This is a genomic window from Curtobacterium sp. MCBA15_016 (assembly GCF_001865105.1).
In the GTDB taxonomy this organism is placed as follows: Bacteria; Actinomycetota; Actinomycetes; order Actinomycetales; family Microbacteriaceae; genus Curtobacterium.
The window spans coordinates 26,529-53,090 of record NZ_MJGR01000015.1 but is presented as its reverse complement, the minus strand read 5'-3'; the positions used below and the strand labels follow the sequence as shown (position 1 = coordinate 53,090).

Sequence of the window (26,562 nt, the reverse complement as noted above, 5' to 3'; positions counted from 1 at the left end):
GAACTGAACACAACCAACCCTGCACGACGCAGAATCAGTCTCGTCGAGCCAACACCCCCTGCCCAGATCTGGGCCAGGGGGTTTTCTGCATCCGCTCGCAGCCCAGCGGGCGCTCCCCACGCCACTCGACCGCGCCCACTGAAGTCGCCTGGACCCTCGAAACGCGCCCAAGAGAGCCTCGAGCGCAATACACCGAAGCGATTCCGCCGATAGACCGATCGGTCCCGAGCTCCGCCTCCAGGATTCGAACCCGGACCTAACGGCACCAAAGGCCGTCGTGCTGCCATTACACCAAGGCGGAACGCGCACGGAGGCGCCCGGCCATCCTCCCACGACCGACGAGTCCGACGGCGCACTCCTGGGCAGGGTGTCCGCGCCATGGACACGCTCGGCCTCCCGAGAACTGCCTACGGTGCAGGGACGGGGAAGCAGTCCTCGCCGGCCACAGGAACGGAAGCACCATGTCGAACGCGATCGTGATCTCAGCCTTCGGAGGTCCGGAGGTCCTGCAGTGGCGCTCAGTGCAGCCGCCGGTGGTCCGGCCGGGCGAGGTCCTCCTCCGTGTCCGGACGGCGGCGGTCGGCCCGACCGACCTGCACATCCGCGCCGGCAACCTCACGTCGGTCTTCCCGCAGCGCCCCGGCGACGTCCTGGGATTCGAGGCGGCCGGTGTCGTGGAGGAGGTCGGAGCCGGGGCCGATGCGCGCGTCGGGGACGAGGTCGCCGCGCTGTTGCCGGCCCAGGGCGGGTACGGCGAGCTCGTCGCCACCCCGGTCTGGTACCCGAAGCCCGCTTCGGTGCCGTGGGACGCCGCGGCCGCCTTGCCCGCCTCGGCCGACGCCGCCGTCGGCACGATGCGCGCCGTCGGGATCGAGCCCGGAGGGACGCTCGTCGTGCTCGGTGCCGCCGGCGCGGTCGGGAGCATGGTCGTGCAACTGGCGCGGACCCGGGGCATCCGGGTGATCGGCGTCGCGAGGGAACACGACGCCGCGCTCGTCCGCGACCTCGGCGGCGAGTTCGTCGCGTCCGGTCCCGGTGTCTTCGACCACGTCGACACGACGGTGGACGCGGTCATCGACGCGGCCGGTCGCGGCGGCCTGGCCGAGGCGGTGTCCGTGGTCGGTGACCCCGGCAGGGTCGTCACCCTCGTCGGGGGCCCGGAGGTCGCCTCGTCCGGAGCGCTCCTGTCCCACCCGAGCCCCGACCGTGCGCCGGACGCGCTGGCGGTCACGATGCCGTTGCTCGCGTCCGGAGCGCTCCGCCTCAAGCGACGCCTGACGCTGCCGGTCCGGGAAGCCCGCGAGGCGCACCGGCTCCTCGAGTCGGGCGAGACCCGGGACAAGATCGTGCTCGCGTTCGACTGATCCCCGGGCACGGGCCGCGGCGGCTGGCCGTGCAGCCCCTGCTTCCGCCAAGATGGTGGGATGCCGCAGGAGGACGAGGTCGACCGCATCGTCGCGGCGTGGGGTCGCGAGCGCGCCGACCTGGACTTCGGCCCGCTCGAGGTCCTGTCCCGCGTCGACCGGCTCGCCCGACACCTCGACCGTGCACGACGGGCGGCGTTCGACGCGAGCGACGTCGAGCCGTGGGAGTTCGACGTGCTGTCGGCACTGCGGCGGGCGGGTGAGCCGTACGAGCTGAGCCCGAAGACGCTCCTCCAGCAGACGCTGGTGTCGAGCGGCACGATGACGAACCGGGTGGACCGGCTGGCTGCCCGAGGGCTCGTCGCGCGTCGGACCGACCCGAAGGACGGCCGGGGCATCCTCGTGTCGTTGACCGCCGACGGGCGCGCAGCGGTCGACGCCGCGATCGCGGACCTGCTCGCCGCCGAGCGGGCCATCCTCGCCGGGGTGTCCGACACCGAGCAGGACCAGCTGTCGGGGCTGCTGCGACGGCTCATCCTCGGGCTCGGCGACTGACCCGACCGCCGAGCGGCTTCATCCAGCCACCGCGCGGCTTCATCCGTTCGGCCGAGTCCACGGGCCGGGCTTCGGTCGTCGGGTCGATGTGCGACGAAGCCGGCTCCGGCCACGATGATCGACGTGCCCAGACTCCGCGCCCTCATCCGTCGCCGCCGCTCCACCCTGCTCTTCGTGCTGGTGCTCCTGCTGCTGGCGGCGGGCATCACGGCCACGACCTCGGCCATCGGTGCGCAGCGCCAGGCGAAGGCGGCGGGCGAGCTCTGCACCGCAGACGACCTCACCGCGCGCTGGCACAGCGGTGTGCTGTTCCTCGACGCGCGATCGGCCCGGACGGGGAAGACGGTCCTGACGCACCGGGGTGACGAGCCCACGCAGACCGGCAGCACGATGAAGGTCGTGACGGCAGCCGCGGCGGTGTCCGCGCTGGGACCCGACCACCGGTTCACGACCCGGGTCGTCGCCGGCACCGATCCGGACGCGGTCGTGCTGGTCGGCGGCGGTGACCCGACCCTGAGCCGGCTGCCGTCCGGTCAGGACAGCGTCTACCCGCACGCACCGCACCTCGACGACCTGGCGCGGCAGGTGCTCGAGGCTCGTGCAGGGCAGCCGGTGACCTCGGTGCAGGTCGACACCAGCCTGTTCGACGGGCCGGCGTGGCACCCGAGCTGGCCGGAGAGCGCCCGGACCAGCGGCAGCGTCTCGAACATCACGTCGCTCATGGTCGACGGCGACCGCGACGACCCGACCGAGTCGTACTCGCTGCGGAGCGCCGGGGCGGTCGCGCGCGCTGCGACGGCGTTCGCGGCACTCCTCGGGCCGGACGTCCGGGTGGACACGACCTCGGTGCCGGCGCCGTCCGGCGCGCAGGTGCTCGGGACCGTCCGGTCGGCGACGGTGTCGGAGCTGGTCGGGATGCTGCTCACGGACTCCGACGACACCCTCGCCGAGGTGCTCGCCCGCCACGTCGCCATCGCCGAGGGTGCCGGCCGCTCCTTCGACGCCGTGCAGGCCGGGAGCACGAAGGCCCTGGTGCGCTACGGGGTGCCGACCGGAGGCCTGCGCCTCGTCGACGGCTCGGGCCTCAGCCCCGACAACCGGGTACCCGCCTCGGCGCTCACCACGCTGATGCGCGCCGTCGCTGCGAAGCAGGACGGCCTCGGTCCGGTCGACGCCGGGCTCGCGGTCGCGGGACGGACGGGCACGCTCGGCGACCACGGCCGCTTCACCGGTGCCGCAGCGGACGCCCGCGGGCACGTCCGCGGCAAGACCGGGACGCTCGACGACATGTACGGCCTGACCGGGGTGACCGACGAGGTCGGCGGGGACCGCGTCGTGTTCACCGTCTTCGCCGAGGGCACGAGCGACCCCGGTGCCCGGAAGGAGATCGACGCCCTGGCAGCGGCGTTGTGGCGGTGCGGCGGACACGCTCCGGCGCTGCGGGGGTAGCCTCCGGGCCATGCACGCGATCACCCTGGCCGTCGCCGACGTCGCACGCTCGGCGGAGTTCTACCGCGCCCTGCTCGGGATCGACGGCAGCGGGGTGATCGGCACAGAGTACCCCGCGACCGACACCGAGGCGGGCGGCACCACGGCGATGTTCACGCTCGACGACGGACTCATCGTCAGCGTGTACGGCCGCGACGACATGGCGAAGGACTCCGGGGTCTCCCTCGCGACCGCGCCGAGCAGCACGATCGGGCACTTCGTGGACAGCCAGGACGACGCCGAGGCGTTCCTCGACCGCGCGCGGGCCGCCGGTGCGACGATGCTCGCGCCGCCGTACACGCGGCCGTGGGGCATGTGGTCCGGCTTCTTCCAGGACCCCGACGGGCACCTGTGGGAGGTCGTCGCGAACCCCGGCGGCGGGGCACCGTCGGACCCTCGGCCGGCCGAGTAGACCGGCTCAGACCCCGAGCTGCTCCGCGACCTCGAGCCAGCGCTCCTCGAGCTGCTCGACCTCGGATTCCAGAGCGGCCAGGCGAGCCTGCAGCTCGCCGAGCCCCGCGTAGTCCGACTGGTCGTGCGTCGCGAACTGGTCGAGCAGCTGCTTCCGGTCGGCACCGACCTTCGCGATCTTGCGGTCGAGCGCCGACATCTCCTTCTCGGCCGTCCGACGCTCCGCGCCCGACAAGCCCGAGGCGGCCGCGGCCGACGCGCCGGGACCGGCCGGTGCACTGGACCCGGCCACAGCACCGGCCGAGCCGGTCCCGCCAGCCGTGTCGGGCCTCCCGGCAGACGCGGCGGCAGCCGCTGACGCGGTCCCGCCACCGGTGCCGGCCGCACGGAGCCGCATGTACTCGTCGACGCCGCCCGGCAGGTGCCGCAGGTGCCCGCCGAGCACGGCGTACTGCTGGTCGGTCACGCGCTCGAGCAGGTACCGGTCGTGGCTCACGACGAGGAGGGTGCCGGGCCAGGTGTCGAGCAGGTCCTCCATGGCGGCGAGCATGTCGGTGTCGAGGTCGTTCGTGGGCTCGTCGAGGATCAGCACGTTCGGCTCGTCGAGCAGGATGAGCATGAGCTGGAGGCGGCGCTTCTGGCCACCGCTGAGGTCCTTCACCGGCGTGGAGAGCTGCGCCGAGGTGAAACCGAGCCGCTCGAGCAGCTGGGACGGCGTCATCTCCTTGCCGTCGGCGACGTAGCTCGTCTTCTTGCGGGCGACGACCTCGCGGACGCGGTCATCGGCGAACTGCGCGAGGTCGGCGAGCTGCTGGTCGAGGACGGCGACCTGCACGGTCTTGCCCGTCTTGACGCGGCCGCTCGTGGGCTGCAGGCGCCCGGAGACGAGGCTCAGCAGGGTCGACTTGCCGGCACCGTTCGGGCCGAGGATGCCGGTGCGCTCCCCCGGCGCGATCCGCCACTCGATCCGGTCGAGGATCTCGGTGCCGTCGAACGAGACGCTGACGTCGAGCAGGTCGACGACGTCCTTGCCGAGTCGCGCGGTGGCGGTCTTCGCGAGGGCGACCGTGTCGCGGATCGGCGGCACGTCATCGATGAGCGCGTTCGCCGCGTCGATGCGGAACTTCGGCTTGCTCGTGCGGGCCGGGGCGCCGCGGCGGAGCCACGCGAGCTCCTTGCGGGCCAGGTTCTGCCGGCGCTGCTCGCTCGCGGCGGCCTGCCGGTCACGCTCGACGCGCTGGAGGATGTACGCCGCGTAGCCGCCCTCGAAGGGGTCGACGACGCCGTCGTGGACCTCCCACGTGTCGGTCGACACCGCGTCGAGGAACCACCGGTCGTGCGTCACGACCACCATGCCGCCCTGGTTCGCGGACCACCGGCGGTTGATGTGCTCGGCGAGCCACTGGATGCCCTCGACGTCGAGGTGGTTCGTGGGCTCGTCGAGGAAGAGGACGTCCCAGTCGCCGACGAGCAGGCGCGCGAGGGCGACGCGGCGACGCTGGCCACCGCTCAGCTCGTCCACCGACACGTCCCACGGGATGTCCGACACGAGGCCGCCGATGATGTCGCGGATCTTCGGGTCACCGGCCCACTCGTGCTCGGCGAGGTCGCCCACGACGACGGTGCCGACCGTCTCGCCCGCAGGCAGGATGTCGCGCTGGTCGAGGTACCCGACGGTCAGGCCGCGGCGGTGCGTGACGCGGCCGCCGTCCGGTTCGAGGCGCTGGGACAGCAGGGCGAGGAGGGTCGACTTGCCGTCGCCGTTCCGGCCGACCACGCCGATGCGGTCGCCCTCGTCGATGCCGAGGGTGACGTTGTCGAAGACGACCTTGGTGGGGAACTCGAGATGCAGGTTCTCGGCGCCGAGGAGATGAGCCACCCGTCAAGGGTAGGCGGCGTGGCCGGGTGGTCGGTGCGGGGGGGGCGTTCCGCAGCGTGCGAGGTTCCTGGCTCCGTGCGACGGGCTTCGGGTCGCACGGTGGGCGGGACTTCGCACCGTGCGTCCGTCAGGGGTGCGGCGCGGGTCGGGAGGCGCTGGTCAGGTCCCGGTGGTCGGCTCGCCCTCGCCTGCGGCTTCCTTCGCCCGCTTGAGGCGCGCCTGGGCCTCCCAGTACTCGATCTCGCGCTCGAGCTCGGCGAGCTCCTGCTCCGTGCCGTTCACCCGCTTGTCGCCGTGGGCGTTGCGGGCATCGCCGAGCGTGGCGTAGCGGTCTTCGTGGCGAGCCGGCTCGAGGTACCGGCCGTGGTTCCGCTCGCCCGGCGCCCAGTCGTGTCCGACGGCGAACCAGACGATGCTGCCGACGACGGGGACGAGGACCACGAGGAGCACCCAGGCGAACTTGGGCAGCCCACGGATCTGGTCGTCGGTCTTCGTCAGGATGTCGATCAGGGCGAAGACCAGCAGGACCACGCCGGCCCCGTACAACAGCACGCTCATGGTCTCGGATTCTATGGATCGGCTAGGAACCGGCGCTACGCCCCGAACGCGTGCCGCGGTTGCGATCCGGCAACGGTCCGCTGCGGGGATCCACAGGGTCGCCGGCGAGGTACCGACGCGCGACGACGACGTCGCGGAACGCGAACCCGACCGCGACGGCGGCGGCGATCGCGGCGGCGAGGTAGAGCGGCCAGAAGACGATGTTCGAGACCGCGACCGAGGTCAGGAGGACGAGCCCGCCGCCGGTGGACAGCAGGGCGCGGCCGCTGCTCGACTGCACCGCGGTCGCGCGCACCACATCCAGCCGTTCGTCGGGAGCGTCCACACGTCCCCGGATCGCCCGGTCGACGGCATGCCGCTCACGGCCCGACAGCGACCGGGTCACGGGGAGTCGCTCGGGGTGTCGGCTCGATCGGAACGTCCGGCTCGAGTCGAGGATGACGACCGCGAAGCCGACGCCGACGCCGACGGTCGCCGCCACCCAGCGTCCGTCTGAGTCCGGTGCGAACACGAGTGCAGCGGCGATCAGCGCGAGGACCGCTGCTGCGAACGCGACGGTCAGCGTGGCGATGGGCAGGCGGCGCGGCGGCTGCGCGTCGAGCACGAGCCGTGCGCGTTCCTCGGCCAGCGCCCACCGGGACGCGGCCCGTGCTGCGGTGTCGGTCATCGCCCCCGATGCAACCAGATCGACTGAGGATCCGTCAGAGGGCGGCGACCCACTCGTCGGAGCCGTCGGTGAACCGCTGGTGCTTCCAGATCGGGACCCGCTCCTTCACGAGGTCGACGAGCGCACCGCAGGCAGCGAACGCCTCGGCCCGGTGCGGGGACGACACGGCTGCGGCGAGCGCCACGTCCCCGATGCCGAGCGCGCCCACGCGGTGCAGCACGGCGATGCGGACCTCGGGGTGGGCGACCGCGATGGTCCGGGCCACCTCGGCGATGACGTCGCCGGCGCTCGGGTGCCGTTCGTACTCGAGCGCGGTCACGCCCTTGCCGCCGTCGTGGTCGCGAACGACCCCGGCGAAGGTGACGACGGCGCCGTCCTGGTCGGTGGCGACGACGGCCGAGACCTCGTCGACGGTGATCGAGCGGTCCACGACGTCGGCCACCACGACCCGGTCGCCAGCCGTCGCAGCGTCCGTCACGAGGCGCTCCGCGGGGTGTGGCCCTCGCCCGAGACCTGGGCGAGGACGTGGTCGAGCATGCCGTCGAGGACCGCGAGTCCATCGGCGACACCGCCGCGGGACCCGGGGAGCGTGACGATCAGGGTGCCGCCGCCGGCGATCCCCGCGATGCCACGACTGAGCAGCGCGGTCGGTCCTGCTCCGGCGAGTCCGCGGCGCCGGATCTCCTCGGTGATGCCGGGGAGCTCGAGGTCGATGAGCGGTGCGATCGCCTCGGGCGTGCGGTCGGTCGGGGTGACGCCGGTCCCGCCCGTGGTGATCACGACCCGGGCGTCCGACAGGAGTTCGGCGGAGACCGTCTCGGCGATCGGGCCGCCGTCGGGCACGATGATCGGCTCGGCCACGGTGAAGGCTCGCTCGCGGAGCCAGCCCGCGATGACGGGACCGGTCCGGTCGAGCGCGGGGTCGACGGACGCCTGGGTCGACACCACCACGACGGCCGCCCGGCCCTTGGTCGGCTGCGAGGTCATCGGTTGCTCCAGTCCCCCGAGCGTCCGCCGTGCTTCTCGAGCACCCGGACGTCCGTGATCGTGGCCGTGCGGTCGACGGCCTTCACCATGTCGTACACGGTCAGGGCCGCGACGCTCGCGCCGGTCAGCGCTTCCATCTCGACGCCGGTCCGTGAGGTCGTCCGCACGGACACCTCGACGAGGACGCGGTCGTCGTCGCCGGTGATGTCGACCTCGACCCCGGCGATCGGCAGCGGGTGACAGAGCGGGATGAGGTCGGAGGTCTTCTTCACCGCCATGATCGCCGCGATGCGGGCGGTGCCGATCACCTCGCCCTTGGGCAGCGAGCCGTCGAGGATGCGGGCGACGACGTCGGGGCGGGTGACGAGGGTCGCGGTCGCGGTGGCGGACCGCGCGGTGACGTCCTTCTCGGAGACGTCGACCATGTGGGCGGTGCCGTCGGCGCGGACGTGCGAGAGTTCGTCGCCGCCGGGCAGAGTCGGGTCGGTCATCGGAGGCTCCAGACGGTCAGCGGGTCACCGGGCGCCACCGTGGCGGTGCCGATCGGGACGTGGACGAGGTGCGTGGCGGTGGCGTAGTGCGCGAGCAGGTGCGAGCTCGGACCCCCGACGAAGTGCACGCGGCCGTCCTCGACCCGGCCGCGCCTGACCTGGTGCTTGCCCTCGGGCGAGGTCGCGGTGTCCGCAGCGGGCAGCACCTCGGCGACGCGGTCGTCGGGGATCCCGGCGTCCGCCGCCAGGAGCGGGCGGAGGAAGACCTCGAACGAGACGAGGGCCGACACGGGGTTGCCGGGGAAGGACACCACGGGGACCGGACGCCCGGCGAGTTCGACGGTACCGAACGCCTGGGGGCCGCCTGGCTGCATCGCGACGGGGGTGACGGCGAGACCCCGCGGCTCGAGGGCCTGCCGCACGACCTCGTACGCCCCGGCGCTGATGCCACCCGTGGTGAGCACGAGGTCGGCCCAGTGCCCCACCGCATCGTCGAGGGCCGCGACGAACGTCGTCTCGTCGTCCGGCACCCGCACCGACCGCGAGGCCACCCCGACCTCGGCGAGCGCCGCCCGCAGTGCGACCCCGTTGGCGTCGCCGATCGTGGCGTCACCGGCGCCCTGCAGTTCGGAGCCGGTGGACACGACGAGGACCCGGAGCTGCCGGACGACGTCGACCGTCGAGACCCCGGCCGCGGCGAGCGTCCCGAGCACCGCGGGGGTCACGGCAGCGCCGGCAGGAGCCAGCTGGCCCCCGCTCGGCAGGTCGGTGCCCGTCGCCCGGACGAAGGTCCCGGGGGCGAGGTCGTCCGGCACCCTGACCTCGGCCAAGGCCAGCGCCGCGGGGAACGCCCCGAGGTCGGTGGCCTCGACCGGGAACACCGCGTCGGCGCCGAGCGGGATGCGCGCCCCCGTCATGATCGGAGCAGCGGTCCCGGGGTCCAGCGCCGGTGGCATCGTCCCCGCCGGGATCGGGGCGACCACCCGCAGCACGCGACCGGCGTCGGCGGCACGGACGGCGAAGCCGTCCATCTGGCTGTTGTCGAACGGTGGGAGCGGCACGGGTGCGACAACCGCACGTGCGAGCACGCGGTGCCCCCGTCCGCCGCCGGCACCGGTGGCGAGGTCGTCGATGTCCCGTGCCTCCGGGACCGCGGAGCGCCTGGCGGACAGGACCGGCGCGACCAGGGCCGCGATCTCGTCGCGGTGCTGACCGATCGTTCGCACGTGCGCCTCCGAACAGGTGAGAAGTGTGCCCGCTCCCGGTCCGGCCGGGGGCGGTCCCAGTAGCGTAACGAGCGCGCAGAACGCGCCGAGGACCATTCGGAGGACCTGTGGAGAACGACGTGACCACGACCGGGGCTGTGGACGAGACGCGCATCGGGGTGATCGGCGGTTCGGGACTCTACGAGCTGTTCGAACCCGGCACCGCGGACGAGATCGACGTCGACACCCCGTTCGGCGCCACGTCGAGCCCGATCAGCATCGGCACGATGGCCGGCAAGCGCGTCGCGTTCCTCACCCGGCACGGCCGCGCACACTCCGTCGCCCCGCACCGCATCAACCACCGCGCGAACCTGTGGGCGCTGCGGTCGCTCGGGGTCCGCGCCGTGGTGTCGTCGAGCGCCGTCGGCGGGCTGCACCCCGACTACGCCCCGGGGACCTTCGTCGTGACCGACCAGCTCATCGACCGCACGTGGGGCCGCGCGGACACGTTCTTCGAGGACGCCGTGCAGCACCTCTCCTTCGCAGACCCGTTCGACCCGGTGCTCCGACGCGTCGCGATCGGTGCGATCGAGCGCCTCGACGTGCCGTTCCGCCCGACGGGCACGTGCGTGGTGATCCAGGGGCCGCGGTTCTCGACGCGTGCGGAGTCCGTCTGGATGCGCGAGGCCGGCGGCCACACGATCAACATGACGATGACGCCGGAGGTGCCCCTCGCGGCCGAGCTCGGCATCGGGACGGTGAACCTCTCGTTCGTGACCGACGCCGACGCCGGCCTGGCCCCGTCCGAGGCCGAGGCGGAAGCGCAGGCAGCCGCCGGAGCCGGCGAGGCCCCGGTCACGCACGGCATGGTGATGGAGCGCCTGGCCCGTGCGAACGAGGTGATCGTCCGCGCGATCGGCTCGATCGTGGCGGCGATCCCGGACGACTACACCCCGCGCGAGCTCGTCCCGGCCGAGGCGAGCGCGAGCGCCATGACGAGCGCACGGCCTGCAGCAGCGACCACGGGAGCCACCGCGTGACCCGCCTGCTCGTGACCGGCGGCGCCGGCTTCATCGGCTCCGCCATCGTCCGCCGCGCCCGGGCCGAGGGCCACGAGGTGCGCGTGCTCGACTCCCTCCGCGACGACGTGCACGGCGACCCCGCCGAGGTCGTCACCGCCCACCAGCAGCAGGGCATCGAGTTCGTGCACGGTGACGTCCGCGACCGGGTCGCCCTCGACGCAGCCCTCGACGGCGTGGACGTGGTGTGCCACCAGGCCGCCAAGGTCGGCCTCGGCGTCGACTTCCAGGACGCCCCGGACTACGTCTCGACGAACGACGCCGGCACGGCCCACGTCCTCGCCGGCATGGACCGCCACGGCATCGGCCGGCTCGTGGTCGCGAGTTCGATGGTCGTCTACGGCGAGGGGTCGTACACGACCGCCGCCGGCGAGCCCGTGCGCCCGCCCGCACGTCGCCGCGCCGACCTCGACGCCGGTGAGTTCGACCCGATCGGGCCGGACGGCACGCCGCTCCTGCCCGGCCTGATCGACGAGTCCGCCGCGCTCGACCCCCGCAACGTGTACGCGCAGACGAAGGTCGCGCAGGAGCACCTCGCGTCGTCGTGGGCCCGTGCCACCGGAGGCCGCGCGATCGCCCTGCGGTACCACAACGTCTACGGGCCGGGCATGCCCGCGAACACGCCGTACGCCGGGGTCGCCTCGCTGTTCCGCTCGGCGCTCGCCCGCGGCGAGGCCCCCCGCGTCTTCGAGGACGGCCGCCAGCGTCGCGACTTCGTGCACGTCGACGACGTCGCCGGCGCGAACGCCGCGTCGATCGCCGCGACGGCGGAGCTCCCGGCGGAGACCTTCCGTGCGTACAACGTCGGCTCCGGCGTCGTGCACACCATCGGCGAGATGGCGGCCGCGATCGCCGGTCCCGAGGGGCCGCGACCGGTCGTCACGGGCGAGTACCGGCTCGGGGACGTCCGGCACGTGACGGCGTCGTCGGACCGGATCGCCGCCGAGCTCGGGTGGCGTGCCGAGGTCGACTTCGAGCGCGGCATGCGGGAGTTCGCGACGGCGCCGCTGCGCGCCGCGGTGCAGTAGGCCGCGCCGCCGTCAGCAGGCGAGCGGGCGGAATGCGTCGCCCGGGCTGAGCGGCCGAGGGGGCACGACTCGCCGCTCGCGTTCGGCGAGCGGGCGGAACCGGCCGCACAGCGGCCGCGAACGGGACGTTTCGTGCCCGCTCGGCGAGCAAGCGGGCGGGCTGGCCGGCGGGCGGGCTGGCTGGCAGGCGGGCTGGCAGGCAGGCGGGCGGGCAGGCAGGCGGGCGGGCAGGCGGGCCAGCGGGCAGGAGCGCGACCGCCTGGAGGCGCGGCGCCGGTCCCCGAAACCGGCGCCGCGCCTCCAGGCCGGCACGTCCACCGCGTGACGCGTCCGTCGGACGCCCCACCCCGGTGTCCCCCGATCAGGGGTGGCCCGCCACCGAGAGTGCGCGGAACGTCCATCGGGGGACGCCGATCCTGTACCCCGACCGCGCATCGCGTGTTGTGTCGTAGGCATGGAACGACAGCCGGCCCACGAGACCGACCGCCCCGCCCCGCCGACGCGCGCGGCGGGAGCCGACACCAGTCGTTCCGACGCTCCGCACCGAATGGGCGACATGAACGTCGACGTCATCCTCCCCTGTCTCGACGAGGCCGATGCCCTCCCCGAGGTCCTGGGCCGACTCCCGCGCGGCTACCGCGCGATCGTCGTCGACAACGGCTCGACCGACGGCTCCGCCGACGTCGCCCGGGCCCACGGCGCCTTGGTCGTGACCGAACCGGTGAAGGGCTTCGGCTCGGCCTGCGCCGCCGGGGTCGCCGCCGCCACGGCCGAGTACGTCGCCTTCTGCGACGCCGACGCCTCGATGGACCCGGCCGAGCTCGTCCCGCTCGTCGCCCGCGTGGCCACGGGACACACCGACCTCGCCCTCGGACGCCGCGTGCCGACCACGCCCGGCGCCTGGGCACCGCACGCCCGGTTCGCGAACCGCGTCCTCGCGGTCCTCATGCGTCGCGCGACCGGGTACCGGCTGCGCGACCTCGGCCCGATGCGCGTGATGCGTCGCGCGGACCTGGTGTCCCTCGACCTGCGGGACCGCCGAAGCGGCTACCCGCTCGAGATGGTCCTCGCGGCGCACGCCGCCGGGTGGCGCGTCGACGAGTCCGACATCGGGTACGCGCAGCGCATCGGCGACAGCAAGGTCACCGGCACGCTCCGCGGCACCGTCAACGCCGTCAAGGACATGTCGCGTCTGCTGCGCGAGTACCGACGGGAGGCGCGACCCACCGTCGTCGCACCCGCTCCGGTCCGCCACGTGGCCGGTCCCACCCACTCCGAGGAGGTCCACTCATGACGACCGACATCACCGTCGCGGTGGTCGCGAAGGAGTGCCTGCCCGGCCGGGTCAAGACCCGCCTGACGCCGGCGCTCACCCCCGAGGGTGCCGCACGGGTCGCCGCCGCGAGCCTCGCGGACACGCTGGCGACCGTCCGTGCGCTGCCCGCCGCCCGACGGGTGCTGTTCTACGACGGCACGGTGCTGCCGACCGGCGCCGAGGGCTTCGACGTCATCCACCAGACCACGGGCGGCCTCGACGAGCGGCTCGGTGCACTGTTCGACACCGTCGAGGGCCCGACGCTGCTCGTCGGCATGGACACGCCGCAGTTCGGGCCGGCCGACGTCGCACCGGTGTTCGACGAGCCGCAGCGCGACGCCTGGTTCGGCCCGGCCGAGGACGGCGGGTTCTGGTCCCTCTACCTGCGCGACCCGGACGGCGACCTGCTCCGCGGCGTGCCGATGTCGCAGGACGACACCGGTGCGGTCCAGTTCGCCCGCCTGATCGACGCCGGCCTCGACGCGGGCACCCTCGGGGTCCTGCTCGACGTCGACACCGTGCCGGACGCCGAGCGCGTCGCCGACCTCGTACCAGACTCCGCGTTCGCCGCCGCGCTGCAGGCCGAGACCACGGGGGCACTCCGATGACCATGGAAGCACCCGTCTCCTTCGGGGCCGGCGGTGGCGAACCGTACGCGCGTGCGCTCCGCACCGACGGTCGCATCCGGCTGACGGACACCTCCCGACCGGACCGGGCGGTCACGCTCGACGTCGGCCGCTGGAGCGCCGCGGCGGACCGCATCGACCGGTCGCTCCTCGACGGTGCGGACGGGCCGGTGATCGACATCGGCTGCGGGCCGGGGCGGATGCTCGTCGCCGCGAGCACCCTCGGCATCCCGTCGCTCGGCGTGGACGTCTCCGCCGACGCCGTGGCGATCGCCCGACGCTCCGGCGGGACGGCGATCCAGGGCTCGGTCTTCGACACCGTCCCCGACGAGGGGCACTGGGACACGGCGCTCGTGATCGACGGGAACATCGGCATCGGCGGCGACCCGGCGGCCCTGCTCGCCCGGTGCCGCGAGATCGTGCGCGTCGGCGGCCGCGTGGTCGTCGAGACCCACGTCGACCGCACCGCCGACCGGGTGTACACCGCCCGCGTGGTGGACGCCGACGGCCACCAGAGCGCGGGCTTCCCGTGGGCCGAGGTGGGCGTCGACGCCCTGCTCGACCACGCCGAGACGGTTGGCCTCGTGGCGAAGCAGAGCTGGACCGCCGAGGGCCGGACCTTCTGCGAGCTGCTCGCCTGAGCATTCCTTCTTTTGTGTCATGCAAAAGAAGGAGGTAGTGTGGTGGTCATCAAGCCGACGGCGTCGCGGTCGCCGGCCCGGTGACCGACGACCCTCGGCACGACGACGAGGAGCATCCATGCAGAACCGTCAGAACCCCCTGGGCGGCGCGTACGTGACCGGCCTCGAGAACCGTGACGAGCTCGGCGCCTACGCGGTGGACGCCGCCTGGCGACCGATCGGCACCTACACCGGAACCGGGATCGGTCGTGCGCTCGGCCGCTTCGTCGACACGCAGTCCCGTCGGCCCGGCACCGCGACGTCCTCGACGCGCACGGCCACCGGTTCGCTGCGGACCGCGACGGGCTCGTTCCGCACGGCCTGACGCCGTCCCCGTACCGCGAGCGGTCGTCCACCCGGGGTGTCCCCCTTTCTCCCCGGTGCGGACGGCCGCTCGCTCCTCGTCCACAGGCGCGCTCGTCGTCCACAGGCGCGACGTTCCTGGGCGTGCCGACCCGCGCGATGCCAGGATGGACGCATGAACGACCGCGCCGGCACCCCTGCCACTGCAGACGACCTCGTCGACCTCGACGCCCTCATCGCCGCGTACCACGAGCGCGTCCCGGACGTCTCCGTCCCCGAGCAGAAGGTCGTCTTCGGCACCTCGGGCCACCGCGGCTCCTCGCTGGACTCCGCGTTCAACGACACCCACATCGCCGCGATCACGCAGGCGATCGTCGAGTACCGCACGTCGCAGGGCACCGACGGCCCGCTCTTCATCGGCCGTGACACGCATGCGCTGTCCGGCCCCGCCGAACGCACCGCGCTCGAGGTCCTCGCCGCCAACGGCGTGCACGTCCTCGCCGACAGCGAGAACGGCTACGTCCCCACCCCGGCGCTCAGCCACGCGATCATCGCGTACAACCGTGCCGGCAACGCGGACACGGCGGACGGCATCGTCATCACGCCCAGCCACAACCCGCCCCGCGACGGCGGCTTCAAGTACAACCCGCCGCACGGTGGCCCGGCGGACAGTGACGCGACGAGCTGGATCGCCGAGCGCGCGAACGCGATCATCGCCGGCGGCAACGCCGAGGTCCAGCGCACCGAGCACGCCTCGCCCGACCGCTACGACTTCCTCGGCGCCTACGTCGCCGACCTCGAGAACATCATCGACATCGACGCGATCAAGCGTGCCGGCGTGAAGATCGGCGCCGACCCGCTGGGTGGTGCGTCGCTCCCCTACTGGAACCGCATCCGCGACCACTACGGGCTCGACCTCACCGTGGTCAACCCCGACGTCGACCCCACCTGGTCGTTCATGACGCTCGACTGGGACGGCAAGATCCGGATGGACCCGTCGAGCCCGAGCGCGATGGCCTCGGTCGTCGCGCGCAAGGACGACTACGACGTCCTCACCGGCAACGACGCCGACTCCGACCGGCACGGCATCGTCACGCCCGACGGCGGCCTGATGAACCCGAACCACTACCTCGCCGTGGCGATCGAGTACCTCTACGCGCACCGTCCGGCCTGGCGCGACGACGCCGCGATCGGCAAGACCCTCGTGTCGTCGAGCATCATCGACCGCGTGGCCGAGTCCCTCGGTCGCCGCCTGTGGGAGGTCCCGGTCGGCTTCAAGTGGTTCGTCCCGGGCCTGATCGACGGTTCCGTGGCCTTCGGCGGCGAGGAGTCGGCGGGCGCGTCGTTCCTCCGCAAGGACGGCACCGCGTGGACCACCGACAAGGACGGCATCATCCTGGCTCTCCTGGCGTCGGAGATCATCGCGGTCACCGGCAAGACCCCGTCGCAGCTCTACGACGAGCTGACCGAACGCTTCGGCGCCCCGGTCTACCAGCGTGTCGACGCCGCCGCGAGCAAGGAGCAGAAGGCCCGCCTGTCGAAGCTCGACGGTGACGCCATCACCGCCGAGACCCTCGCGGGCGACCCGATCACGGCGAAGCTGTCGAAGGCTCCGGGCAACGACGCGGCCGTCGGCGGCGTGAAGGTCGTCACCGACAAGGCGTGGTTCGCGGCCCGCCCGTCCGGCACCGAGGACGTCTACAAGATCTACGCCGAGAGCTTCGTCGGGCAGGAGCACCTCGAACAGGTGCAGCGCGAAGCCAAGGAGATCGTCGACGCCGCACTCGGGGCCTGAGGTCCCGCGCGGATGGGGTGGTTCGGCCGGAAGCAGGACGGTCGGCGCGACGAGCCCGCCCCGACGCTCGTGGTGCTCGCCCAACGGGCCCTCGCCGAGCGCGGCATGGAGACCACGGTCGAGGTGCCGGCCGGCGAGCAGGCTCGCCTGGTCGGCACCGACGGCCGGGTCTTCCTGCTCGAGAACCTCGCGGCGCAGGTGCACGGTGAGGCCCCGGACGTGCAGGCCGACATGGTCGCCGAGCACTTCGACCGGATGATCCAGGCGTACAGCGAGCCGGCACCCGAGGAGCTCGGCGCCGACGAGCTGCGGCAGCGCATCCGACTGCGGATCCTGCCGGACCGCAGCGCGGACGGCGGCACGGGCCTCGGCGCCGGCCCGTCCGACCCCACCGACCTCGACTACGCCCGACCGTTCGCTCCCGGGCTGGTGCTCGGGCTGTGCGTCGACTACCCGACGATGGTGAGCACGCTGTCGGGTCCGACCCTGCCGCGGCTCGCCCTCGGCATCGACGAGCTCTTCGCCTTCGGGCAGCTGGGCACCGACGACGAACCGGTGGACGAGCACGCCGAGATCGCCCCCGGGGTGTTCATCGTCGAGGGCGAGTCCCTGTTCGTCGCGTCGAAGGCGGTCAACCTCCCGGCGCTCTTCGGTGCAGCGGGGTTCGGCACGGTGTTCGCGATCCCGCACCGGCACCTCCTGCTCGCCGTCCCGATCCGTGACGCGTCGAGCATCACCTCGGTGCAGATGCTCGCCGGCCTGGTCGTGCAGGTGCTCACGGACGGCGAGCACGGCCTGCCCGGCGGGGTGCTGAGCCCCCTGCTGTACTTCTCGCGCAACGGCCGGGTCAGCGCGGTGTCCGGCTTCGACGACGAGACGGGCGCGATGCGCATCGAGGTGGACGAGCGGTTCCAAGAAGCCCTCGAACAGGCCGCCGCAGCGTCCTGACGCACCGCACGTCACGCTCGGGCGTACTGTGACGGCGTCGGGAGCGCTCGCGAGGACGTTCCGACAGACGCCACCGAAACCGGTGCCGGTGCTGCCGATCCACTCAGGAACCCACTCCGGCGCGACCCTTCACCTTGCGGCAGATGTAACTTTGCAGCCAGCGCAAAGTTTCCGGGAGACCCTGCACATGACCCAGACCGCGACCGCACCCGCGGCACCCACCACCTCGTCCAACGCCGTGATGAACCACCGGCAGATCCTGCTGGTCATCTACGGCCTGATGGCGGGGATGTTCCTCGGTGCCCTCGACCAGACGATCGTCGGCACCGCGATCCGCACGATCGGCGACGACCTGCACGGCCTCGACCAGCAGGCCTGGGTGACGACCGGCTACCTCATCGCGTCGACGATCACGACACCGATCTACGGCAAGCTGTCCGACATCTTCGGCCGGCGTCCGCTGTTCCTCACGGCGATCGGCATCTTCATCGTCGGGTCGTTCGCCGCGTCGTTCTCGACCTCGATGCTCATGCTCGCCGGCTTCCGCGCGCTGCAGGGCCTCGGCGCCGGCGGTCTGATGTCCCTGCCGCTCGCCATCATGGGCGACATGCTCGCCCCGCGCGAGCGCGCCAAGTACCAGGGCTACTTCCTGGCGGTCTTCGGCATCTCGAGCGTCATCGGCCCGCTGGTCGGCGGCGTCTTCGCCGGGGCGGATCAGCTGCTGTTCATCGCCGGGTGGCGCTGGGTGTTCCTGATCAACGTGCCGATCGGCATCATCGCGCTCTTCATGGTGCTGACGTTCCTGCACCTGCCGAAGTTCGGCGACCGCGGCAAGCCCCGGATCGACTGGTGGGGCGCGACGCTCGTCATCGTGACCCTGGTGCCGCTGCTCCTCATCGCCGAGCAGGGCCGCGAGTGGGGCTGGGACTCCCCCGGCGCCTTCGCCTGCTACGCGATCGGTGCGCTCGGGCTCATCGCGTTCATCATCGTCGAACGGGCGATGGGCGACGACGCGATCCTGCCGCTAAAGCTGTTCGGCTCGCGGGTGTTCTCGATGTCGGCGATCCTGTCCGTCCTCGTCGGCTTCGGCATGTTCGGCGCGATGCTCACCATCCCGCTGTACCTGCAGATCGTGAAGGGCGTCACGCCGACCGAGTCCGGGTTCGCGATGCTCCCGATGGTGCTCGGTCTGATGATCTCGTCGATCGCCTCGGGCCAGATCATCTCGCGGACCGGCAACTACCAGGTCTTCCCGATCACCGGCACGGCGTTCACGGCCATCGGGTTCACCGTCCTGACGTTCCTCACCGCCGACCGCCCCCTCTGGTTCCTGATGCTCGGCATGTTCGGCATCGGCCTCGGGCTCGGGCAGCTCATGCAGACCCTGACCCTGGCGGCGCAGAACTCCGTCAGCCCGCGGGACATCGGCGTCGCGACGAGCGCCGCCACGTTCTTCCGCCAGATCGGCGGCACCATGGGCACCGCCGTACTGCTGTCCGTCCTGTTCACGCTCATGCCGACGAACATCACGACGGCGATGCAGAACGAGGGCGACCTGAAGAGCGCCCTGAACGCCGCACTCACCCCGTCGGTCGCGAACGCGTCGGACAACAAGGGCGTGATGGACCAGATCTGGAACAAGATCGTCGACCCGGTGCAGCAGAACGTCCAGGACGGTCTCGACAAGGGTGCCGCCCAGGCCAAGGAGGCCGCGGACGCCGCCGTCACGAAGCAGGTCACCGCTGCCGTCCAGCAGCAGGTCGCGGCCGGGACGGTCCCCGAGGCCTCGGCGGACACGGTCATCGCCCAGCAGGTCGCCGCCGCGAAGCCCGCGGCCGAGCAGCAGGCACTCGAGACCGCCGCGTCGAAGGCGAACGCCGAGGTCGTGGACGGCACGCTGCAGGTGGACTACTCGAACGCCGACCAGCGCCAGAACGTCGTCGACGAGGTCGCTCCGACGCTCGTCGAGCAGCTCAAGAGTGGTGACTCGAGCGCGAGTTCCTCGACCAGCTCGTCGACGAGCGACACGTCGTTCCTCAACGGCGCGGACAAGCGCCTCACCCGGCCGTTCCTCGTCGGGTTCAGCGACTCCGCCGTGGTCGTCTACTACGTCGGCCTCGCCGTGATCCTGCTCGCCTTCGTGCTCACCTGGTTCTTCCGCGTGCCGCCGCTCCGCAAGGTCTCGGCACTGCAGGAGCAGGCGAACACCGAGCGCGCGGACAACGAGCGGGCGACCGCCGACGCGGACCGCCTGACCGTGGACGCCCAGCACGCAGCCGCCCGGACGGGATCGCTCGTCTCGCCGGACACCGGCTCGATGGCGGTCGTCCCGACCTCGCCGGACGTGGTCTCGCAGCCACGCTCGGCCGGTTCCGCGGTCGGTGTCGGTGTCGGTGTCGGGCAGTCGACGACCCGGTCGGCCGGAGCAGCCGGCGGTGCCTCCACCGTCTCCCTCGACGGCACCCGCGCACCGCTGCCCGACGCGACCACGCACGGCGCGCACTCCGCCGCCGCGCCGGTCGACGAGCCGCCCACCACCACGGGCGCGATCCGTACCCGAGCCGCGCACGCCGCAACGGACGCGACCACGGACACCACCGGCGGCGACGCTGCGGAGGCGAGCCGCGCCTCCAGGCCCGACGAGCACGGGCACGGGCGTCACTCAGCCGAGTAGCGACGTGGTCAGCCCGTCGATGCGTCCGACGGGCTGACCACGTCGAACGACGCCCCCGGCAGTCGTCGGCGCATCACGTCGACCGCGACCGGGTTGTCGTCCACGAGCACGAACCGCCGGCCGAGCGCGCGGGCCACCGCGCCTGTCGTCCCGCTGCCGGCGAAGAAGTCGAGGACCCAGTCGCCCTCGCGCGACGACGCCTGCACGATGCGGCGCAGAACCCCCTCGGGCTTCTGCGTCGGGTAGCCGGTCTTCTCCCTGCCGGTCGGGGACACGATCGTGTGCCACCACACGTCCGTCGGGAGCTTGCCGCGCTCGCGCTTCTCGGGTGTGACGAGTCCCGGCGCCATGTAGGGCTCACGATCGACCGCCTCGGAGTCGAACCAGTACCGCGACGGGTCCTTGACGTAGACGAGGATCGTGTCGTGCTTCGTCGGCCAACGTGACCGGGACTTCGCACCGAAGTCGTACGCCCAGACGATCTCGTTGAGGAAGGACTCCCGGCCGAACAGGGCGTCGAGCAGGACCTTGGCGTAGTGCGACTCGCGGTAGTCGAGGTGGAGGTAGAGGGTGCCGTCCTCGGCGAGGAGCCGCCACGCCTCGAGCAGCCGCGGTTCGAGGAACGACCAGTAGTCCTCGAACCGGTCGTCGAAGCGCATGAGGTCGCCGCGGACGCGCTCGTAGGAGCTCCCCCGGAAGCCCGTCACCCGCTCACGTCGGCGATCGGCAGCTGCGGCCTCGTCGCCGACCGTCGGCTCGCGGACTGCGGCGCTCGCGTGCCGACGCTGGTAGCGGCCGGTGTTGAACGGCGGGTCGAGGTACACGAGCGTGAACGAGCCGTCCGCCAGGGTCGGCAGGACGTCGAGGTTGTCGCCGAGGACCACCCGGTCCGGTCCTCGATCGTCGCCGCTGTGCACGTGCACCATTCTGGTCCACGCGGCGTCTCGTCCCCGCGGAGCCCGCGGGCCGGGCTCAGCCGCAGGTCACCTGGGAGATCGTCGCGTCGTCGTCCGGCAGCCACGCGCCGCCCGCCCAGACGTCCACCGGTTCGCCCGCGCGCAGTGCCGTCGCCACCACGAGGTCGTGCGGACCGGGCAGCGTCGCGACCTCCTCGTCGACGGAGAACTGCACGGTCGCCGAGTCGCAGGACGCCTCGGGGGTGACCTCCCACCCGGCGCAACCGTAGTCGACGCAGCCGTCCGGCCACGAGCCGTCGGCGTCCTCGGCGTCGGAGTCGAGCGGGCTCCGGGTCAGCGCCACGGCGTGCTCCGGTGCGGTGGAGCAGGTGACGTCGCGGATGCCGCCCCACTCCTCGGACCCCTGCTCGGTGAGGACGAGCGGTCGCCCGGAGGTCAGCACGACCGTGCGGGTGTCGGTGCGCACGTCGTCACCGCCCTCGGTGGCGGAGAATCCGACCGTGACCCGCGCCGGCCCGTCGCACTCGCTGTCGATCTGCCACGACCAGCAGCCGTCCGCGAAGTCGATCGCTCCGCAGGTCGCATCCCACGTCTCGTCGTCGCCGATGAACGACGCGGTGACCGTGCCGTCGTCCGAGGTCCACGGCGCCGGGTCCCCCGCGTCCGGTGCGTTCTGGTCCGGTGCGTCGTCGTCCGGGCCGCTGTCGTCCGGGACGCTGCCGTCGGGTGCGGTGTCCTGGAGTCCGTACGCGAGCGTCTGCCCGTTGCTCTGCAGCGCACGGACGACGGGGTGGACGGCCGTCGTCGCGCCGACGACGAGCACGAGCGCGGCGGCACCGGCGGTCACGGCGACGACCGTACGGGTGCGGTGGCGCAACGGCGAACGCTTCGGTGCTGTGTCCGCCACGGCGAACGGCCGCACGGTGGGCAGCCCCCACGCCGCCGCCTCCCAGGCAGCCACGGCTCGGTCCTCGTCGAGCTCCGGGAACGCCGCCCGTGCCCGCGCCGGGACCTCCGTCCGCCGCCACACCGCCGCATCGTCCCGGATCGAGGCCGCGGTCCGGTCAGCGAGCTCGCCCGCCCGCGCGGAGCACACCACCAGCACCGCGATCCCGGCCACGAGCGGCAGGAGTCCGACCACGGCCAGACCACCGAGCGCCGCGACGACGATGACCGCGGCGAGCGCGAGGAGCGCCACCACGAGGCCGATCCACTGGGCGACGCGGAGGCGGCGGGCTGCGGCCGGCACGAAGCCCCGGAACGACCGCGGGACCGGGGCCCAGAAGCGCCAGTCCTCGGGTGCGGGCGGGATCCCCGGTGCGGGCGACCACCCCGGTGCGGGCTCGGCGGCCTGGTGCAGTTCCACCCACTCAGCGAAGGGTGTCGGCCACCCGGGAGGCGTCCGGAAGCGGAACGGCGGGGTCGTCTCGTGCTGCACGATCAGACCCTAGCCCGGCGTCCAGCGCGCACACAGGCCCTTCTTCGGGAGGGGCGTAGCGTCTGCTCCATGGCGACACCCGAGGTCCGGAACGACACCGACAAGCAGCAGTACTCCCTCGTCGAGGACGGCGAGGTGATCGGCTTCGCGGCGTACGAGGTCGACGGCGACGAGATCCGCTTCGTCCACACCGAGGTGGACCCCGCGCACCGCGGCGGTGGTCACGCCTCGATCCTCGTCGAGCACGCGCTGGACGACGTCCGCTCGGGGTCCTCGCGACGGGTCGTCCCGCAGTGCAGCTACGTCGCGGCGTGGATCGAGCGGCACCCGGACTACCAGGAGCTCACGACCCGCTGACGCGGCCCGCGCGTTGCCGGTTCCCGCCAGGACGAGTCGTCAGTACGACCGGTCGTGCGTCCCGGCCCGCACCGCGTGCCGACCGGCGCTGCGCACCGCCGGCACCTTGATCAGGACACTCCCGCTGAGCAGGTCGTGGTCGTCGTCCGCCGGCGTCGGTGCCTCCCTCGGGAGGCGCGACTGCCGTTCGTACTCCGCTTGCGTCTCGTGACGGGTCGGCGCGAACACCTCGTCCATCATCGAGACCACACCGCCGGATCCGCCGCTGCGCGTGGCCTTGTTCGACAGGTCGATCCACCCCACGCGATCGGCGATCCACATCACGACGGCCGCGGCGGCCACCGCCCCCAGGAGGATCAACCAGTTCACGCACACGACGCTACGTCGGCGATCGGACGGGGACATCCGCCGCGCGGAGGATTCTCACGATCCACATGGCTCGTTCTTCAGGACGACACCCACACTGGTCCTGCGGCCGTCCGGAACCCCCCTCTCCGGGCGGCCGACCACGTGCGGCCAGAACCCCACAGTGTCCCCGACCGCCCGGGCGGCCGACCACGTGCGGACCGGGCGGCCGGACGCGTTCCAGCGCTGCGTGCCAGGATGGCGACGTGCTCGACGACGCAGACCGGGACCTCATGCGGGCGTTCGCCCGCTACATCGAGAAGGCGAACGAACTCGCCGCCGCCGAACAGCAGGCGGTGACCACACCGATCGGTGAACGGATCGGCGCCCACCTCGGCGTCGACCCGCAGTCGGTCCCCGTGGTCACCGAGGAGTTCCCCGACCACCGCCTCGTCGACGCGGACATCGCCCTCGAGGAGCTCGCCGGCACCGACCCCGACGCCCTCGTCGGCATCGCGGGCGACGACAGCCGGTTCCACAGCTCCGTCAGCGAGTTCATCGCGAACCCCCACATGCGGTGGGCGCCCGGCCCCGTGAGCTACGCCACCCGGGCCACCGGTGCCGACACCACCCGTCGGGTCGTGTCGTTCGGCCTCCGGTTCCTCACCTTCGACGGCGCTCCGGTCGCGGTCGTCCAGCGGTCGGCCAAGCCGGAGTACGGCCGTGGCCGCGCCAGCCTCGAGATCCTGTCGCCCGACCAGGACGCCGCCACCGCGTTCCTGCTCCGCCTCCGTGCCCTGATGATCGAGCGCAGCGTCCTGCGCGGGCAGGTCCTGTCGTTCGTGCAGTCCGAGTACGGGTCCGATGCCGGGGCGACGTTCCTCCGCCGGCCCGAGGTCGACGCCGACGACGTCGTCCTCGGCGCGGGCGTGCTCGACGAGGTGGTCCACCACGTCGTGGGGATCGGCGAGCAGCGTGCGGCCCTCCTCGCGGCCGGACAGCACCTCAAGCGCGGTGTGCTCCTCTACGGCCCTCCCGGGACGGGCAAGACGCTCACGATCCGGCACCTCCTCACCCGGACGACCGGGGTCACCGCGATCCTGCTCACCGGCTCGAGCATCGCGGCGATCGGTGCCGCGGCCGAGATCGCCCGGACCTTCCAGCCGTCACTGGTCGTGATGGAGGACATCGACCTCGTCGCGATGGAACGCCACAGCTCCCCGCAGCCGCTGCTGTTCGAGGTGCTCGACGCCCTCGACGGGCTCGACGGCGACGCGGACGTCGCCTTCGTGATGACCACGAACCGGGTGTCCGTGCTCGAACGCGCCCTCGCGGACCGTCCCGGCCGGGTCGACCTCGCCGTGGAGATCCCGCTCCCCGCCCTGCCCGAGCGCGTCCGGCTCTTCCGCCGGTACGCCGGTTCACTGCCCTTCTCCGAGGCCGCCCTCGCCGAGGCGGCCGAGCGTGCCGAGGGCACGACGGGCTCCTTCGCCAAGGAGCTCATGCGTCGGAGCGTCCTCGGTGCGGCCCTGCGCGGTGCCGAGCCCGCCGACGTCGACCTGCGTGCAGCGCTCGACTCGCTGCTCACCGAGCGGAGCGCCCTGACCCGGAAGCTGCTCGGAACCCGCTCCGCCGACGACACCGACGAGCCCGACGACGACGAGGAGGACGACGCCGAGCACGAGGTCACCTTCAGTGGCTCGTACGTCGCGCCCGTGAACCAGGCCTTCCTCCGCCCGGGCCAGTCGTCGGGAGGCATCGACCTCGTCCTCCGCGCCCCCGCCGACGACGACGACGAGGACGATCAGCCCAGGTCGTAGGTCCGCTGTCCGGCCTCGAACCCCTTCGGCACGACGCCCACGTACCAGTACGTCACCACGTCACCCCGTCGGACCGCCTCCGGCGCATCGCTGAGCGGTCGCGCCCGGAGCGTCAGTCCGCCGGGCTCCGGCACGGTGATCGACATCCGCGTCGTGGCCCCGCACGGAGCGTCCGTCCGCCCGAGCACGTCCGCGACGTCGGCTCCGGCCGTCGCGCGGAAGTACTCGCCGTCGACACCGTTGCACGCGAGCAGCAGGTCCCAGTCGCCGGCCGGGACGTTCTCGAGGGTCACCATGCCCTCGCCGGCGCCCCCGGCCCCACCGCGACCGTGCTCGGGGTCGGTGATCGCCGTCTCCATCAGCGACGTCCACCGCTGCAGCCCGGACTGTGCGTCACTCGAGGCGTTGTCCGGCGCACCGTCCGAGCACCCCGCGAGGGCGGTCGCGACGAGGCCGACTCCGACGAGTACCGACAACGGACGGGGTGATCTGCGCACCTGCCGACCCTAGGGGGTGCCGTGTGCGGCCGACAGCCGCCCGATCAGGGGACGCGCTCGAGCCACTCCCGCGTCGCGAACTTCGACGCCACGAGCTCCTGCGCCCGCAGCCGCTCGTCCGCGGTCACGTGCCCCTCGTGCGCCCCGTACAGCTTCGTGAAGGTCGCGATGAGCCGGTCGATGATCTCCGCACGGGTGAGGCCGGTCTGCGAGCGCAGCGGATCGACGCGCTTCGCAGCCGAGGTCGTCCCCTTGTCGCTCATCTTCTCGCGACCGATGCGGAGCACCTGCACCATCTTCTCGCCGTCCATGTCGTAGCTCATGGTGGCGTGGTGCAGCAGCGATCCGGTGCCGAGCCGCTTCTGTGCTGCGCCGCCGATCTTGCCCTTGGTCGACGAGATGTCGTTGAGCGGCTGGTAGTAGGCCTCGATGCCGAGGGACTTCAGCGCTTCGATCACCCACTCGTCGAGGTAGGCGTACGAGTCGGCGAAGGTCATGCCTTGCACGAGGTCGGTCGGCACGTACAGCGAGTACGAGATGATCGCGCCGGCGTCCATGAACATCGCGCCGCCGCCGGAGATCCGACGGACGACCTCGACGCCGTACTTCGCAGCGCCCTCGGGGTCGACCTCGTTCTTGAGGGACTGGAACGACCCGATGACGACGGCCGGCTGGTCCCACTCCCAGATGCGGAGGGTCGGGCCGCGGCGACCGGCCCCGACCTCTTCCGTGAGGACCTGGTCGAGCGCGAGGTGCTCGTTCGGGCTGATCGGCCCCTCGTGGATGATCTCCCAGTCGTACTCACGCCAGGTCGACGCGCGCGACAGGGCACGGCGGACGGCGACCCCGACGGACTCGGGCGTGAACCCGAGCAGGACGGCGTCCTCCGGCAATGCGGCACGGACGGCGGCGGCGATGCCCGCGGCGTCGGTCGTGGCTGGCAGCCCGTCCACGGTGGCGTCGATGAGCGGCAGCGCGTCGTCCGGTTCGAGGAAGAAGTCCCCGGCGAGCCGGAACTGGTCGATCACCCCGTCGACGACCTCGAGGTCGACGACGACCAGCTTGCCTCCCGGGACCTTGTACTCACCGTGCACACCACGAGCCTACGCCGCGTCGGACGGGAGGCGCGGGGCGG

General features: G+C 72.6%; 27 protein-coding genes and 1 tRNA gene. 15 read left to right on the top strand and 13 right to left on the bottom strand.

The genetic code is table 11. The features are described 5' to 3' along the window. Positions 1-229 precede the first annotated feature (229 nt). A tRNA-Gln gene (locus BIV03_RS06510) sits at positions 230-301 on the bottom strand. A gap of 160 nt (positions 302-461) precedes the next feature. On the opposite strand from BIV03_RS06510, the gene BIV03_RS06505 reads away from it, so the two are divergent. The 4 genes from BIV03_RS06505 to BIV03_RS06490 all read left to right on the top strand — a co-directional run bounded on the left by BIV03_RS06505 (position 462) and on the right by BIV03_RS06490 (position 3,819). Then, positions 462-1,364, top strand: coding sequence for an NADP-dependent oxidoreductase (locus BIV03_RS06505; protein WP_071295080.1), 903 nt, complete (start codon positions 462-464; stop codon positions 1,362-1,364). A gap of 60 nt (positions 1,365-1,424) precedes the next feature. Next, positions 1,425-1,919 carry a MarR family winged helix-turn-helix transcriptional regulator gene (locus BIV03_RS06500; protein WP_070416944.1) on the top strand — a complete coding sequence of 165 codons (495 nt, stop codon included), beginning with the start codon at positions 1,425-1,427 and terminating at the stop codon, positions 1,917-1,919. Between the two features lie 123 nt (positions 1,920-2,042). Then, positions 2,043-3,368 (top strand): D-alanyl-D-alanine carboxypeptidase/D-alanyl-D-alanine-endopeptidase, encoded by a 1,326-nt coding sequence (gene dacB, locus BIV03_RS06495; protein WP_254790774.1) that lies wholly within the window; start codon positions 2,043-2,045, stop codon positions 3,366-3,368. Positions 3,369-3,378: 10 nt separating this feature from the next. Further along, entirely contained in the window at positions 3,379-3,819 is a 441-nt protein-coding gene (locus BIV03_RS06490) for a VOC family protein (RefSeq protein WP_071295078.1), read from the top strand. A 6-nt stretch (positions 3,820-3,825) separates the two neighbouring features. On the opposite strand, the gene BIV03_RS06485 is transcribed toward BIV03_RS06490, so the two are convergent. The 7 genes from BIV03_RS06485 to glp form a co-directional block, all read right to left on the bottom strand. Next, positions 3,826-5,697, bottom strand: a complete 1,872-nt coding sequence (locus BIV03_RS06485) for an ABC-F family ATP-binding cassette domain-containing protein (RefSeq protein WP_071295077.1) — start codon at positions 5,695-5,697, stop codon at positions 3,826-3,828. Positions 5,698-5,856: 159 nt separating this feature from the next. Further along, positions 5,857-6,255: a PLDc N-terminal domain-containing protein gene (locus tag BIV03_RS06480; RefSeq protein ID WP_071295076.1), complete on the bottom strand. Its 399-nt coding sequence runs from the start codon at positions 6,253-6,255 to the stop codon at positions 5,857-5,859. A gap of 22 nt (positions 6,256-6,277) precedes the next feature. Then, the gene (locus BIV03_RS06475; RefSeq protein ID WP_071295075.1) at positions 6,278-6,922 is read right to left on the bottom strand and encodes a hypothetical protein; all 645 of its coding nucleotides are present in this window, start codon (positions 6,920-6,922) and stop codon (positions 6,278-6,280) included. Positions 6,923-6,956: 34 nt separating this feature from the next. Beyond that, complete coding sequence (locus BIV03_RS06470; protein WP_071295074.1) at positions 6,957-7,400, bottom strand: molybdenum cofactor biosynthesis protein MoaE; 444 nt, start codon at positions 7,398-7,400, stop codon at positions 6,957-6,959. Continuing rightward, positions 7,397-7,909 carry a molybdopterin-binding protein gene (locus tag BIV03_RS06465; RefSeq protein WP_071295073.1) on the bottom strand — a complete coding sequence of 171 codons (513 nt, stop codon included), beginning with the start codon at positions 7,907-7,909 and terminating at the stop codon, positions 7,397-7,399. The genes BIV03_RS06470 and BIV03_RS06465 overlap by 4 nt, the downstream gene beginning before the upstream one ends. After that, positions 7,906-8,400 carry a cyclic pyranopterin monophosphate synthase MoaC gene (moaC, locus tag BIV03_RS06460; RefSeq protein WP_071295072.1) on the bottom strand — a complete coding sequence of 165 codons (495 nt, stop codon included), beginning with the start codon at positions 8,398-8,400 and terminating at the stop codon, positions 7,906-7,908. The genes BIV03_RS06465 and moaC overlap by 4 nt, the downstream gene beginning before the upstream one ends. Beyond that, on the bottom strand, positions 8,397-9,626 hold the full coding sequence (gene glp, locus BIV03_RS06455; protein WP_071295071.1) for a gephyrin-like molybdotransferase Glp: 1,230 nt from the start codon (positions 9,624-9,626) through the stop codon (positions 8,397-8,399). The genes moaC and glp overlap by 4 nt, the downstream gene beginning before the upstream one ends. A gap of 119 nt (positions 9,627-9,745) precedes the next feature. Between glp and BIV03_RS06450 the strand changes: the two genes are divergently transcribed. The 9 genes from BIV03_RS06450 (at position 9,746) to BIV03_RS06410 (ending at position 20,053) form a co-directional block, all read left to right on the top strand. Further along, the gene (locus tag BIV03_RS06450) at positions 9,746-10,645 is read left to right on the top strand and encodes an MTAP family purine nucleoside phosphorylase (RefSeq protein WP_254790772.1); all 900 of its coding nucleotides are present in this window, start codon (positions 9,746-9,748) and stop codon (positions 10,643-10,645) included. Then, positions 10,642-11,712 carry an NAD(P)-dependent oxidoreductase gene (locus BIV03_RS06445; RefSeq protein ID WP_071295070.1) on the top strand — a complete coding sequence of 357 codons (1,071 nt, stop codon included), beginning with the start codon at positions 10,642-10,644 and terminating at the stop codon, positions 11,710-11,712. The genes BIV03_RS06450 and BIV03_RS06445 overlap by 4 nt, the downstream gene beginning before the upstream one ends. A gap of 547 nt (positions 11,713-12,259) precedes the next feature. Beyond that, on the top strand, positions 12,260-13,006 hold the full coding sequence (locus tag BIV03_RS06440) for a glycosyltransferase family 2 protein (RefSeq protein WP_071295069.1): 747 nt from the start codon (positions 12,260-12,262) through the stop codon (positions 13,004-13,006). Then, positions 13,003-13,635: a DUF2064 domain-containing protein gene (locus BIV03_RS06435; RefSeq protein WP_071295068.1), complete on the top strand. Its 633-nt coding sequence runs from the start codon at positions 13,003-13,005 to the stop codon at positions 13,633-13,635. Before BIV03_RS06440 ends, BIV03_RS06435 begins: the two co-directional genes overlap by 4 nt. Then, on the top strand, positions 13,632-14,294 hold the full coding sequence (locus BIV03_RS06430; protein ID WP_071295067.1) for a class I SAM-dependent methyltransferase: 663 nt from the start codon (positions 13,632-13,634) through the stop codon (positions 14,292-14,294). The genes BIV03_RS06435 and BIV03_RS06430 overlap by 4 nt, the downstream gene beginning before the upstream one ends. Positions 14,295-14,412: 118 nt before the next feature. After that, positions 14,413-14,658 (top strand): hypothetical protein, encoded by a 246-nt coding sequence (locus BIV03_RS06425; protein WP_071295066.1) that lies wholly within the window; start codon positions 14,413-14,415, stop codon positions 14,656-14,658. Positions 14,659-14,811: 153 nt separating this feature from the next. Continuing rightward, positions 14,812-16,431: a phosphoglucomutase (alpha-D-glucose-1,6-bisphosphate-dependent) gene (pgm, locus tag BIV03_RS06420; protein WP_071295065.1), complete on the top strand. Its 1,620-nt coding sequence runs from the start codon at positions 14,812-14,814 to the stop codon at positions 16,429-16,431. A 12-nt stretch (positions 16,432-16,443) separates the two neighbouring features. Beyond that, positions 16,444-17,379 (top strand): hypothetical protein, encoded by a 936-nt coding sequence (locus BIV03_RS06415; protein ID WP_083403249.1) that lies wholly within the window; start codon positions 16,444-16,446, stop codon positions 17,377-17,379. A 187-nt stretch (positions 17,380-17,566) separates the two neighbouring features. Then, complete coding sequence (locus BIV03_RS06410; protein WP_071295064.1) at positions 17,567-20,053, top strand: MDR family MFS transporter; 2,487 nt, start codon at positions 17,567-17,569, stop codon at positions 20,051-20,053. A gap of 8 nt (positions 20,054-20,061) precedes the next feature. Here the strand turns inward: BIV03_RS06410 and BIV03_RS06405 are convergent, their stop codons facing one another. Together BIV03_RS06405 and BIV03_RS06400 are read right to left on the bottom strand one after the other, a co-directional pair. Beyond that, entirely contained in the window at positions 20,062-20,970 is a 909-nt protein-coding gene (locus BIV03_RS06405; RefSeq protein WP_254790770.1) for a site-specific DNA-methyltransferase, read from the bottom strand. A gap of 55 nt (positions 20,971-21,025) precedes the next feature. Further along, positions 21,026-22,408 (bottom strand): hypothetical protein, encoded by a 1,383-nt coding sequence (locus BIV03_RS06400; RefSeq protein WP_071295062.1) that lies wholly within the window; start codon positions 22,406-22,408, stop codon positions 21,026-21,028. Positions 22,409-22,477: 69 nt separating this feature from the next. Here BIV03_RS06400 and BIV03_RS06395 point away from each other — a divergent pair, with 69 nt between their 5' ends. Beyond that, positions 22,478-22,765, top strand: coding sequence for a GNAT family N-acetyltransferase (locus BIV03_RS06395; protein WP_070416961.1), 288 nt, complete (start codon positions 22,478-22,480; stop codon positions 22,763-22,765). Between the two features lie 39 nt (positions 22,766-22,804). Here the strand turns inward: BIV03_RS06395 and BIV03_RS06390 are convergent, their stop codons facing one another. Beyond that, a complete protein-coding gene (locus BIV03_RS06390) occupies positions 22,805-23,134 on the bottom strand; it encodes a hypothetical protein (RefSeq protein ID WP_139199469.1) in 330 nt (109 codons plus the stop codon). A gap of 242 nt (positions 23,135-23,376) precedes the next feature. On the opposite strand from BIV03_RS06390, the gene BIV03_RS06385 reads away from it, so the two are divergent. Continuing rightward, positions 23,377-24,930: an ATP-binding protein gene (locus tag BIV03_RS06385; RefSeq protein WP_071295060.1), complete on the top strand. Its 1,554-nt coding sequence runs from the start codon at positions 23,377-23,379 to the stop codon at positions 24,928-24,930. Here BIV03_RS06385 and BIV03_RS06380 read toward each other — a convergent pair. Both BIV03_RS06380 and BIV03_RS06375 read right to left on the bottom strand, forming a co-directional pair. Continuing rightward, on the bottom strand, positions 24,915-25,427 hold the full coding sequence (locus tag BIV03_RS06380; protein WP_139201881.1) for a hypothetical protein: 513 nt from the start codon (positions 25,425-25,427) through the stop codon (positions 24,915-24,917). The genes BIV03_RS06385 and BIV03_RS06380 overlap by 16 nt on opposite strands. A gap of 44 nt (positions 25,428-25,471) precedes the next feature. After that, complete coding sequence (locus BIV03_RS06375; protein WP_071295058.1) at positions 25,472-26,521, bottom strand: biotin/lipoate A/B protein ligase family protein; 1,050 nt, start codon at positions 26,519-26,521, stop codon at positions 25,472-25,474. Between the last annotated feature and the right edge of the window lie 41 nt (positions 26,522-26,562).